At 65.8% G+C, this 11,995-nt stretch carries 11 protein-coding genes; 2 read left to right on the top strand and 9 right to left on the bottom strand.

The features are described 5' to 3' along the window. Window positions 1–416: 416 nt before the first annotated feature. Both Sco07f_RS38475 and Sco07f_RS38470 read right to left on the bottom strand, forming a co-directional pair. Window positions 417–716, bottom strand: a complete 300-nt coding sequence (locus Sco07f_RS38475) for a hypothetical protein (RefSeq protein WP_108990666.1) — start codon at window positions 714–716, stop codon at window positions 417–419. A 323-nt stretch (window positions 717–1,039) separates the two neighbouring features. Then, a complete protein-coding gene (locus tag Sco07f_RS38470) occupies window positions 1,040–1,606 on the bottom strand; it encodes an ATP-binding protein (RefSeq protein ID WP_108990665.1) in 567 nt (188 codons plus the stop codon). Window positions 1,607–1,777: 171 nt separating this feature from the next. Between Sco07f_RS38470 and Sco07f_RS38465 the strand changes: the two genes are divergently transcribed. Further along, window positions 1,778–3,193: an NsdA family TPR-like regulatory protein gene (locus tag Sco07f_RS38465; protein WP_501207506.1), complete on the top strand. Its 1,416-nt coding sequence runs from the start codon at window positions 1,778–1,780 to the stop codon at window positions 3,191–3,193. A 4-nt stretch (window positions 3,194–3,197) separates the two neighbouring features. Here Sco07f_RS38465 and Sco07f_RS38460 read toward each other — a convergent pair whose 3' ends face one another. Beyond that, window positions 3,198–4,112, bottom strand: a complete 915-nt coding sequence (locus tag Sco07f_RS38460; RefSeq protein WP_108990664.1) for an aminoglycoside phosphotransferase family protein — start codon at window positions 4,110–4,112, stop codon at window positions 3,198–3,200. A gap of 194 nt (window positions 4,113–4,306) precedes the next feature. Continuing rightward, window positions 4,307–5,191 carry a DUF4062 domain-containing protein gene (locus tag Sco07f_RS38455; protein WP_167468346.1) on the bottom strand — a complete coding sequence of 295 codons (885 nt, stop codon included), beginning with the start codon at window positions 5,189–5,191 and terminating at the stop codon, window positions 4,307–4,309. 261 nt (window positions 5,192–5,452) lie between these two features. Between Sco07f_RS38455 and Sco07f_RS39955 the strand changes: the two genes are divergently transcribed. After that, window positions 5,453–6,412 carry a DUF6414 family protein gene (locus Sco07f_RS39955; RefSeq protein WP_159107053.1) on the top strand — a complete coding sequence of 320 codons (960 nt, stop codon included), beginning with the start codon at window positions 5,453–5,455 and terminating at the stop codon, window positions 6,410–6,412. Window positions 6,413–6,485: 73 nt separating this feature from the next. Here Sco07f_RS39955 and Sco07f_RS41300 read toward each other — a convergent pair whose 3' ends face one another. The 5 genes from Sco07f_RS41300 to Sco07f_RS38430 form a co-directional block, all read right to left on the bottom strand. Then, window positions 6,486–7,325: a macro domain-containing protein gene (locus Sco07f_RS41300; RefSeq protein WP_369695816.1), complete on the bottom strand. Its 840-nt coding sequence runs from the start codon at window positions 7,323–7,325 to the stop codon at window positions 6,486–6,488. Window positions 7,326–7,423: 98 nt separating this feature from the next. Then, the gene (locus tag Sco07f_RS38445) at window positions 7,424–8,311 is read right to left on the bottom strand and encodes an EamA family transporter (protein WP_244942256.1); all 888 of its coding nucleotides are present in this window, start codon (window positions 8,309–8,311) and stop codon (window positions 7,424–7,426) included. Then, complete coding sequence (locus Sco07f_RS38440; RefSeq protein WP_054103514.1) at window positions 8,308–8,820, bottom strand: YbaK/EbsC family protein; 513 nt, start codon at window positions 8,818–8,820, stop codon at window positions 8,308–8,310. Before Sco07f_RS38440 ends, Sco07f_RS38445 begins: the two co-directional genes overlap by 4 nt. 160 nt (window positions 8,821–8,980) lie before the next feature. Further along, the gene (locus Sco07f_RS38435) at window positions 8,981–11,233 is read right to left on the bottom strand and encodes an MMPL family transporter (protein ID WP_087790620.1); all 2,253 of its coding nucleotides are present in this window, start codon (window positions 11,231–11,233) and stop codon (window positions 8,981–8,983) included. 115 nt (window positions 11,234–11,348) lie between these two features. After that, entirely contained in the window at window positions 11,349–11,948 is a 600-nt protein-coding gene (locus Sco07f_RS38430) for a TetR/AcrR family transcriptional regulator (protein WP_108990662.1), read from the bottom strand. Window positions 11,949–11,995: the final 47 nt, after the last annotated feature.

The raw sequence follows: 11,995 nt of genomic DNA, 5'->3' as shown, positions 1-11,995 counted from the left end.
ACCTGACCAGCAACGACGATCGGTCGAAACCACCTTCACTTCCTCAAGGGCGCGCCTGCGGCGCGCCGGGGCGCCCGGCCGCCCCGGCCGGGCATGCGGCGTGACCGCCGGTCCCGTCCGGTCGCCCGACGCCCCACACCGCAGCACGGCCAGGGAGTCGAGGCAACGCCCGCCCGCCGAGGGCCGGGGCGTGGTCGGCTGGGGGTCGCCGGGTTCCGAGACTTTAGGCAGCCACCATGGGGCGAGCCTCGAAGAACAGGGGGCCCATCGGGCACAAACGCGGGCAGGACCAGTGCCTGCCCGATTCGCCGGGCGAGCGTAAGGCCCCCTGTTCACTCGCCCCATGGCAGCTCCCGCCCAAAGTCTCTCCACCCAACGACGTGCCCACGTGCGCCACTCACCCACCCCGGCGCCCATCACCGCGCACCGCCGTCGTGGCCAGCCAGCGCCTCCAGGAGCACGGCGAGCCGATCCGCCGTCTCCGGCCAGCCCGCCAGGCGCACCACACCGTGCCCCGCCTCGTCCGCCGACGCCACGGCCCGCACCGCGGACAACTCGAAGCCCGCACCCAGAAGCGCACGATTCAGCCGATCCGCAGACTCACGCGCCGACCGCCAGCCCCCGACGTAATCGACCCCACGCACCCACAGACCCGACCCCGCGTCCGCGATGTCGTCGAGGCCGTCACGAAGCCAATCCTCACCCGCGCCAGTCACTTGGCCACTCCCATCCGCTAAACCGACGGATCGTCAACTCTTCGTGGCCCGGGGCGTGTAGACAGCACAGCGACCCCGGTACCATCGGGCACCGGGGAACGCTGTGTCCCCTCCCGGACCACCCCGGTTGCTGCCAGGCGCGGGGGTGGTCCGGTCTCGGTATGAGGTTGTGAAGCGCGGCCCCTTGGCCGGGTGGGGAACCCGGTAGACAGTTCGCAAGGGACCGCGCCCCGTGGGCCGGAGAGGTCAGACTCCGGCCGGTGTCCGGGCCGCCGCTCCGCTCCTGATCGCGAAGGAGTGTTCCGGAGGCGACGGCCCGGAGATCAACGAGGTGAGCCGGCCTCTGCTCCTTGGGCCACATCCATGCGGCACCACACCGTCTTGCCGCCGCCGTCTCCCGGCGTCCACCAGACAGCGGACGCCAGCCGCTGAACGATCAGCAGCCCTCGACCGTTGTCGGGCAGCACTGCCTCTGACAGCTCACCCATCAGCCCAGGTGAGAAGACATCTCCCACAGGGAGAAGCGGTGGTGTCGAGTCCTCATTCGTGACCCCGATGAAGAGCCACTTCGGCCACAGCTTGAAGCTCACGTCCATACGACGGGAACCGCCAGGCTGAGCCAGAGCAGGTTCCGGCACGACGTGATTCACCACGTTGCCGACCAGTTCCGAGACGATCAACCGAGCGTCGTCCACCATTGCATCCGCACCTGCGCCCCGCAGGAACACGGCCGTCATGTCTCGCGCCACGCGCGCCGAGTCGGCGGCCTCCGCAAAGAGGGTCACAGTCAAGAAGTGCCCTGCGGAGAGATCAGGCTTCGCGAACCAATGGGCGAACGCCTCGATCTCCGCACCCACATGCTCGCGCTGCCGCGTTTTCCTCGCGTCCATGACGTCCCCTTGTCAGCTTCGACGGCCCCTTCCCGGACCACTTGCTACGCGGAAGTCAGTACACGGCGAACGGCGTCTGACCGGGAGTGTCCACCGGGGGGTTCAGATGAACACCGGCAAAGCCCGCGGGAGTTCACCAATGAACCCCCCAACCCCTCACGTTGTGACACGATGAACACTCGCCGTCATTTCTCGGGCTGGCAGGGGAGCATGAGCCGAGAGCCGAACGCGCAACTGATCGCCGTCATGAACGAAGCGCAGGTCTCGAACAAAGGGCTTGCGAAACGAATGAAGGACGCCGCAACGCAACGCGGCGTGCCCCTGGGAACCACTCACGTCGCCGTCCAGCGTTGGCGCGACGGCGCAGGCATCCAGCCTCAGACTGCAGCGATCATGGCCGATGTCCTCAGTGCCAAGCTGAACCGCCGCGTCACGCCCGGCGATCTCGGCTTCTTCGATCACGCGAAGCAACCCACCCCGGACTCAGTCGGATACCCGAGCACTGTCCCTGACGCGCTGTCCATGCTTGACGGACTAGCCCAGGAACGCGCCGAAGACACACCGGACGACGGAGGTCTGATCGTCGCCGACACGGACCTGAGTTCCACCGTCCTGTCGTGGATGATCAGCAGGCCCGACGGCATCCAGGCCGACAGGCCGGCACACCAGCGAATCGGCATGCGCGACGTCCGGGCAATCCGAGACGCAGCGGACATGTTCATGCAACTCGACTTCAAGTACGGAGGCGGCCACGGCCACCGCGCCTTACGCCACTACTTCCGGCACGAAGTCCTCCCCCTGCTCAGCGCGAGCTACAGCCAGAAGGTAGGCACCGCGCTCTACGGCGCAGCCGCCGAGGTGTCCCAGCTCCTCGCATGGACCGCGTACGACACCGGCAACCACCGGCTCGCCCACCGCTACCTGACTTCCACATTGCGCCTGTCCCAGGTCATCGACGACCGCATGTTCGGCGCCCGCATCCTCGGCAACCTCAGCCACCAGGCCAACTACCTCGGCCACCACCCCCAGGCCATCCAACTGGCCCGAGCCGCCGTCGAGGGAGCCAAGGGAAGAGCCACCCCACGTGCCATGGCGAATTACGCCGCCATGGAAGCGCGCGCCCTGTCGAACGCAGGAGACCGAATCGCCGCCGGACGCGCCATGAACGAAGCGGAACGCCACTTCGAGCGCGCAGACGCCGGAGAAGACCCGGCATGGCTGGGCTACTTCGACTCAGCGGAACTCATGGGCGAACTCTGCCACTGCTTCCGCGACCTCAAGATGCGACGCGAGGCCGTCGAGCAGGCACAGCGAGCCGTGGACAGCACCGACCCGAAGTACGCCCGCACACTAGGGTTCTGCCGCATGGTGCTCGCCCAGAGCCAGCTGCTCAACGGCGAACTCGAAGCCGCCGTCCAGACAGCCAGCCTGGCCGTGGACGGCGGCGACAGCCTCCAGTCAAACCGCTTCCAGCGCTACGTCACCGACTTCCAGGCCGAGGTCAGCGGACACGGGGGCAACCCCGTGGTGGCCGCCTTCAACGACCAGGTGCGCGATGCACTGGCTCGCCTGGACGACGACGAGTAGCCCCCTACCAGGGACGCCAATCCCGCGGAGCAGCATCATCACGAAGGGCCGCGATACGCCGGCGATACTCCGCAGCCGTCCTCTCGTCCTCCCGGATGTTCTGCATGAGCCACGTCGTCATACCGAACTCCTGAAGACCGCGCAGCGTCTCGTAACCGGGCCAGTCGTACAGGTCCCGCCCATACGCACTCACGAAGTCGGCGTACTGCTCGTCGCTCTGCCACCCAAGGCTGTGATGCTCAACAGCGGTGACCATCAGATCCCACTCAGGGTGGTCGTAGCAGAAGGCCTCGAAGTCGATCAGCACCACCTGCCCACGGTCGTCCACCATCAGGTTTTGCACGTGAGCATCCCCGTGCACCGGCCCCCGAGGAGTCTCAAACCTCAGCTCGGCATACCGATCCTGCAGTTCACGCCACCGCTTCCGCAGAAACATCCGGTCATCCTCGGGAATCGGCGCACGATCGATCCGCAGCTCTTGCTTACCAAAGGGGTCAAAGCGAGGCAGCTCAAGCCTGGCCGGCGCCTTGAGCGAGTGAAGGTCACGCAGCGCCGCCCCCAGTTCCCCGTAGGCAGCCTTCCGATCACCCTCCACGATCCGGTGCCAGAACGTCACCGGATGCCCGTCGATCAGCAGGGGCTGTTCCACATCCTCCACGATGCGTGCCGCACACACCCCCTCTTCTTCCAACCACCGGGCAACTGCAACTTCCTTCTGCGCCGTTGGCAGCCACTCCCGCCCCCGAGCCACGCGGACGATCACCGGTGCCTCAGTCAGCCGGAACAGCGCGTTCTCACCAAGCCGGATCAACGCAGCGCCTCTGTCGTTGAGGCCCACTGCCCGGCACGCGGCAACCATCACCCGCGTAACCGCCGCCGACGTGAACCCCTCGTCCGATCGAGCAGCGTCAACCGCCATGCCCGTACCAGCTCCCCTAGTCGCGCGATCAATCGGGTGCGTCACGGGTGACCAACCCGACGCACGCCGAACACACGCTGACGCTACCCGCCTACGAGCGAGTAAGGCCTGGCGACCACTGGAGGCCGCTTCGCAATCACCCACCTATCGCGAAGAGTTACGGGCCACGAAGGTACGAAAGCATTCGAAGTCATCTATGTCCACGAGATCGTCTGCTCCTCTTCGTGAGCTTGTCCACCCTCAGTCCACCGATGTACCACGGTCCCCTGCAGGGCGAACCCTAGCCCCGTTGCTGCTACTGGAAAATCGACGTGCGAGCGAGGGAGGATGCTCGATGCCGTCATGTCTCCGAACACGATTGGAGCCTCCCCTTCCGCAGCAGAGCGAAGCTCCAGCTCTACATCTTCTGCGACCGTGTCGCCCAGATTCTCCACGCGGAGGCGTTCTCTCACTGACTTCATTTTCACTCGCCCGCGATTATCGGTCACCGGCTCTCGATCGAAGAGATAAGTGGACCGCAAAATCGCTCCCGAAACCGAGGCAGGAGCCTCAGCATCATCGTGACTCAAATCACTCAAATCGTAGGCGTCACGCTCTAGGCTTCTGCGCACTTTGGTGACGAGGTCGTCTGGGGAGACATAGGTTCCCGTCAGACCGTACTCCTGCATTTCCAATCGGAATTCTTTTAGCGATTTGAGCTGATCAGGATCATGGTCGCGCGGCACAGAACCTTCGGAAAAGAAGACATGAACCACAGCACCACGTTCACGAGCCCGGAGAATCTCCTCTGCCGTGCCAGAGGCTGCACGAGCAGTCGCCTTACCAAGACGACTGTTGAATACCGCAATTACAATGTCCGCCGCATCAGCAAACTGCTCATTAATCTCCTGCTGGGCATCATTACGCCCCATCATCGGAACAGCGTCCAACTCCCACCGCAACGGCAGCATGTGAACCTTGCGTCGCAGCGTGTGATCACTGTTCCAGCTACGAATTACATCCTCAACGAGGTCACGCTCGGAGGCCGTGTCGCCCGGAGATGCGATCAAAACGCTCAATGTGATTGTTTGCAGAGCCATGAACAACAGACTAAGGGCACGCACTGACAGCGAGGGGGCACATCACCGAAAAGGCGGGCAATCGCGCTATCGACCAGGTCGCGCTGACGTTGCCACCTCGGGAGGGAGCCTGGCATCCCCAGAGGTCCCCTTCCGCTATATGTAGGGCATTTGCCCGATTCGCCCCACCATCTGCGTCACCAGCCTCCCGGCCCCTTCGTTCGATCTAACTTGCATCTAAACAGCCGCACGTCACAGCGCGTGTGTGCTAAGCCTAATGACATGGCTGACTACGAACTGGCTCACCCCCTATACCTCGACGTGCAGATGATGGTTAGTTTCCTTGCCTACCTCGAGGGAGGGGTGCACCTCTCCAGCGAGCAGACCGTCCAGAAAGAAAAGCTACGATCGGGAAAGCCAAACCGCGAAGGCGAGATGAAGCTACCTTCCTTGGGGGCGCTTCTGGGATTGGAATCCTCCCTTAGCACGGAAGGCGGCCACCCTGTTGCCGAAACTGCTGAGACCAAAGTGGCGCGTCACCACACCGCAGCCAGCCTGTTCAATGGGCTTTATGCTTTTCTTCACCAGGACGATGCAATCCTGGCGCTCGAGAACCGAGACCAGTTGGCCGCGGTCACGCCCGGCACTTTCGTAAAGCTCTCAGGCCGGTACACGGGTAATCCTTTGGAAGAAATGCTGGCTATCTTCACTCAGGCGATGTCATATATGGGAGACATTTCTCAAAGCGTTGAGGAAAAGCGCTCTCAGAAATCTGCGAGCCGTAGGTCAGGGAACCCGCAAAATCGCGAGCAAGCAGGCCAGAACGAAGCGCACCCATACGCCGAGATGGCAGAGCAGTTCCGACAGTTCGAACAAAGCATCGAGATGAGGTTCATGAGGAAGATGAAGGAAGAGTTGGAATCGTCACCCATTCACGACGTTGTTCTTGAGACAGCATCAGGAGTTAGGGCGGTTCTGACTGTGTCGTCAGAATACTACGACGCCGCCGTAGCGGAAAAACTCAGCTCGGGGGACTTCATCGTCTTGGGTAAGGTCACCCGCGTGGTACGTGAGGGCGAGTCCATTAATCTTTCGCGTCGAAGTGTCGTGGGGAAGATGGAAGACATGTCAGGTTCTGTGACCGACGCCATGACCAATATCCCGGGATTCAACTTGCAGTCTAACGAACCGTTTGTCAGGCACCCGGCGGTTCAAATTTTGCCGATGGCAATCTTTGTATAAATTCACCTAGCTCACCCAGCAGAAATCGGGGCAATCTCTGGTCGTGGCGGTGCCGACCTCACCGCCGCTACGGTCAGAGTGTTCTAAGGAACCTCTCCACATCTACCAAGTTCACAGCATGGCGATCTTTCGGATGCACTACGATAGTCAATTTCCGAGACACTATCTCCTCGCGCGATGAGGCAACGAACGAGAGAGCGATCATCTTAATCAGACTTGTTCGATCCAGCGACCCCACTCGCGCCAACTCCGAGCCTATTACAGGGATGGCTACCGGATCGAGCCCGCCATGAACCCGGACTGAGTTCCAAGCCGCCGTAAGGCTCGCCCAGAGCGCATCCACGGAACAACTAACTCGCAAGTCATTTCTCATGTACCCGTAGGCTACAGCGTAGAATCGTTTTCCTGACCGCTCAAGCATCACCGTCGTTCCTATTGGATACCGATCTCGTTTTCCCCTCCGTTTATTATCGACGTCCTCTGACGCACTCAGTTGAACGCCAGACAACCGTCTGCTTAGATCAGAATCAAGATTCCCGGTAGAGCCGATGTAGTATCTTTCTTGAAATTGGCCTTGCACGCTTCGAGGACTGATTACGATCCCACCCTCAAGGTCGGTATCAAAAGTGTCTGTGAAGCCAATAATCACGTTCTCTGGCTCATCCAGTACGTCTCCACATTTCACCTGGATCGCAAAATCCGGATACCTATACCTGTGATCTGTTTCGAATTTTGGCCAGGCATGCCAGACTCCTGCGGCGAGACAGCTGCTGGCCAGCAATATCAAAATCCATATGTCATGTTGGGTCAGGCTTGGCCATACTGCGAGAGCAACCTGAAATGCTGCACTTAGTAGACCGAATGCGGCCAGCGATGCCGCCGCAATAGCACCAACGCCTTGTCGAGTGAGCATGACTTCGCGCGCACCCCGTCGCACACGCACCACCCCCTGCTTTCTGGTTCATCGCAGTTTTCTGCGGTGAGCATCCCCAGGAACGCGGTCTGAGACTCTCACGTTGGACAGACGGCGGGTTCGCGCACAGCGGGAAGGCCCGGGCGGTCAAGGGCGGCTGGCCCAGGGGCAATGGGATGCGCCTGTACGACGGCGCAAGGCCGCTGAGCTCGGCAGTCTTCGTACCAATGGGAAACGCAGCCTGAGCGAAGCTTGACTGACGACTCGCGCAGGGCGGCGATGGGCGCGAGTTCGGCGCGGGTCTGGGCCCACAGGACCAGGGCGTAGGCGGTGACGGACATCGCCGCGCCGAGCAGTCCGAGACGGGCGTACGGCCGCAGCAGCGCCGGGGCACCGGCGCGGTGGCGGTAGAGGAAGTACGCCGGGAGGACCGTCCCCTGCACCGCCATCAGCCAGGCGATGTACCCGAGGGAGGTCCCGGAGGCGCGTACGCCGAGGCCGTCGACGACCGTGTACGCCGCGATGGTCACCCCGGTGGCCAGGGCCGCGCCGATGGCCGCCCAGTCGGGCCGCCGTCCCCGCAGCCCCCACAGGGCGACGCCGGTCAGCCCCGCGCAGGAGACCAGGATGCCCCCGGCCGCCCAGCCGTCCGGCACCTCGTGGGCGAAGACCGCGGCGAGGACGGTGACCAGCAGCGGCGCGCTGCCGCGGGCGATCGGGTAGGCCTGGCCGAAGTCGCCCAGCCGGAAGGACCGCATCAGCAGGGCGTAGTAGGCGATGTGGATGGCGGCGGAGACCAGGAGGTAGGGCCACGCCCCGGCCGCCGGGAACGCCGTGAACGGCAGCAGCGCGAGCCCGATGAACATCCCGCCGCCCGAGATCAGCGCGAACCCGGTCAGCTTGTCGGTGATCCGGTGGGCGATGGCGTTCCACCCGGCGTGGGTGACCGCGGCGAGCAGGACGGCGGCGGTGACCAGTGGGGTCACGCGGAGCGCTCGCGCACGTCCACGAGGGTGGCCCCGGCGGTGGCGACGAGCTCCTTGGGCTCCATCGGGAAGACGGCGTACGGCGTGCCGGCGGCGGCCCAGACGGTCTCGTGGCCGAGCAGGGACCGGTCGGCGAGCACCCGGGTCCTGGTCCGGTGCCCGAAGGGCGGCACCCCGCCGATCGCGTACCCGGTCGTCTCCCGTACGACGTCGGCCTTGGCCCGCGTGACCTTCTCGGCGCCGAGTTCCTCGCGGACCCGGTCCAGGTCGACGCGGGAGGCGCCGTCCATGAGGACGAGTACGGGCACGCCGTCCGCGGCGAAGATGAGCGACTTGCAGATCTGGCTCAGCTCGCACCCGATCGCGGCGGCGGCCTCGGTGGCGGTGCGGGTGGCCTCCGGGAAGCGCCGGGCCCGTGCGGCCAGGTCGCCGAGGCCGAGTTCGCGCAGGGCGGCGGCGAAGCGGGGGTGGGCGGCGGTGGACTCGGAGGCGTCGTCGGTCGTCGTCATGCAGGGCACCGTAGCGGTGCGTGCGACGCACGGGCGACCCGGTTGTGCGGCCGGTCGCGGGCCCCCTGAACAGGGGGAAGCCGGTGAGGGCGGCCCCGTCCCCACGGAAGCCCTCACCGGCTGGTCGGGTCACCCCCTGCCGGAGGTGACGGTCAGGTGGTCAGGCGCGCACCAGCTCCCGGTCCTCGTCGGGGCCGGAGCCCCGCTCGTCGCCGGAGCGCAGGCCCTCGCCCTCGACGTCCACGTTGGGCAGCGCGCGGTCCAGCCACTTCGGCAGCCACCAGGCCTTCTTGCCGAGCAGGGCGAGGACCGCCGGGACGATGGCCATGCGGACGACGAACGCGTCGAAGAAGACGGCGATCGCGAGGCCGAAGCCGATCATCTTGACCATGGACTCGCTGGAGCCGATGAAGCCCGCGAAGACCGCCATCATGATCACCGCGGCGGCGGTGACGACCCGGGCGCCGTGCTTGAAGCCGGTGACGACCGCCTGGTTCGGCTTCTCGCCGTGGACGTAGGCCTCCCGCATGCGGGTGACCAGGAAGACCTCGTAGTCCATGGCCAGGCCGAAGACCACGCCGACCATGAAGATCGGCATCATCGACATGACCGGGCCGGTCTCCTCGACGCCCATCAGGCCGGACAGCCAGCCCCACTGGAAGACCGCGACGACCGCGCCGAGCGCCGCCATGACGGAGAGCAGGAAGCCGAGGGCCGCCTTCAGCGGGACCAGGATCGAGCGGAAGACCACGATGAGGAGCAGGAAGGCCAGGCCGACGACCAGGACCAGGTACGGCACCAGCGCGTCGTTGAGCTTCTCGCTGACGTCGATGTTCATCGCCGTCGAGCCGGTGACCAGGGTCTCGGCGCCGGTCTTCGCCTCGATGTCGCCGCCCGCGTCACGGATGGAGTGCACCAGGTCCTCGGTCTGCACGGAGGACGGCTTGGAGTCCGGGATCACGGTGATCGTCGCGGTGTCGCCGCCCTTGTTGGGTGCGGGCGGGGTCACCGCCACGACGCCGTCGAGGCCCTCGATCTTGCCCGCCACGTCGCTGAAGGCGTCCTTGGGCGCGTCGCTGCCCTTCGCGTCGACGACGACCATCAGGGGGCCGTTGAAGCCGGGGCCGAAGCCCTCGGAGAGCAGGTCGTAGGCGCGGCGCTGGGTCGTGGACGTCGGCTGGGAGCCGTCGTCGGGCAGGCCCAGTTCCAGGGAGGCCGCGGGGACCGCGGCGGCGCCGAGGCCGATGACGCCCAGGAGGAGGACGGCGAGGGGGCGGCGGACGACGAAGCTCGCCCAGCGGGTGCCCAGGTTGGCCTTCGGCTGTCCGGCCGGCTGGTCCGGCTTCGGCGCGTCCGGATCCGGTTCGCTCTTGCGGGAGCGGCCCAGCCGCTTGCCCTTCGCCCCGGCGGGCTTGACCCTGCGGCCGGCGTAGCCGAGCAGCGCGGGGATCATCGTGAGCGCGATCAGGACCGCGATGGCGACGGTGCCGGCGGCGGCTATGCCCATCTTGGTGAGCATCGGGATGTTGACGACCGCGAGGCCCACCAGGGCGATGACGACGGTGAGACCCGCGAAGACGACGGCCGATCCGGCGGTGCCGACCGCCCGTCCGGCGGCCTCCTCGCGCTCACGCCCCTCGGCGAGTTCGGCGCGGTAGCGGGAGACGATGAACAGGGCGTAGTCGATGCCGACCGCGAGGCCGATCATCATGGCCAGGATCGAGGTGGTCGAGCCCAGTTCGAGCGCACTGGCCAGCGCGGTGATCGAGGAGACGCCGATACCGACGCCGATCAGGGCGGTGAGCAGGGGCAGCCCGGCCGCGACCAGGGAGCCGAAGGTGATGACCAGGACGACGGCGGCGACCGCGATGCCGATGACCTCGGTGGCCCCGGTCTCCGGGACGGCCTGGAGCGCGTCACCGCCGACCTCGACGGTCAGCCCGGCGTCGCGCGCCTGCTGGGCGGCGTCCTCCAGGGCGTCCTTGGTGGACTCCTCCAGCTCCATGCCGGAGACGTCGTACTTCACCGAGGCGTAGGCGATGGTGCCGTCCTTGCTGACGGCGTTGCCGGTGTAGGGGTCGGCGACCGAGGCGACCTCGGAGCCGTCCGACAGTTCGTCGACGGTCTTCTCGACGGTCGCCTTGTGGCCGGCGTCCGTCATCTTCTCGCCGGACGGTGCCTTGAAGACGACGCGTGCGGTCGCTCCGTCGGCGCTCGCCCCGGGGAAGCGCTGTTCCAGCAGGTCGAAGGCCTTCTGGGCCTCCGTTCCGGGAATGGAGAAGGAGGAGTTGCCGGCGGGCGGGGCGCTGGCCGCGCCGACGCCGGCGAGCGTCAGCAGGGCCACCCAGATCAGGGCGACGAAGTGCCGTCGGCGGAAGGCTAGCCGGCCGAGTTTGTAGAGGAACGTGGCCACGGGGGCGTACTCCCGGTCAGTCGTGGGATCTTCGGGGCAGGGGTGATCGGCCCGACGACGTGAGCGGTTACGTCAGGTGGGGCTCAGGTGGGGCTCAGGCAGTGCGTGGGGATCGTCAGTGAGTGGAGACGCCGAGTGCGGGGAGGATCACGGCGTCGATGTAGGAGGCGAGGAACTCCCGGGTCGGCGGCTGGTCGTCCAGCAGCGTGCGGGTGGCGAACCCGCCGACCATCATGTGCACGAGGAAGTCCAGCGCCGGGCAGTCCGGTCTGATCTCCCCGCGGTCGACGGCGCGTTGCAGCACGCGCCGGAACTCCGCCATCTCCGGTTCGATGAGCTGGTCCCGGAACGCCTGGCGGAGGTCCGGGTTCTGGTGCAGGGCCATGGCGACGCCGCGCATCAGCGCGGAGTTCTGCTCCATGGTGCAGTCGTCCTCGCGCACCATGAGGGCGTGCAGGTCGCCGCGGAGCGAGCCGGTGTCGACGTCGCCGATCTCGCCCGGCTTGTTGTGCCGGATGGCCTTGACGACCAGCTCCGGCTTGCCGCCCCACTGGCGGTAGAGCGTCGCCTTGCTGGACCGGGTGCGGGCGGCCACGGCGTCCATGGTGAGGGCGTCGTAGCCGACTTCACGGAGCAGGTCGAGCACGGCCGCGTACAGCTCGGCCTCGCGCTCGGGAGTGATCCGACTGCGGCGCGCGGTGGTGGCCTCGGTCATCTCGCCCACTCCTCTCCGTCCGGGTTTCCACTCGGCGTCGCCAGAAC

It is taken from the genome of Streptomyces coelicoflavus, from assembly GCF_003112555.1.
GTDB lineage: Bacteria > Actinomycetota > Actinomycetes > Streptomycetales > Streptomycetaceae > Streptomyces > Streptomyces coelicoflavus.
Note: the sequence above shows the minus strand (reverse complement) of the source record. Positions and strands in the feature narration are given on the sequence as shown.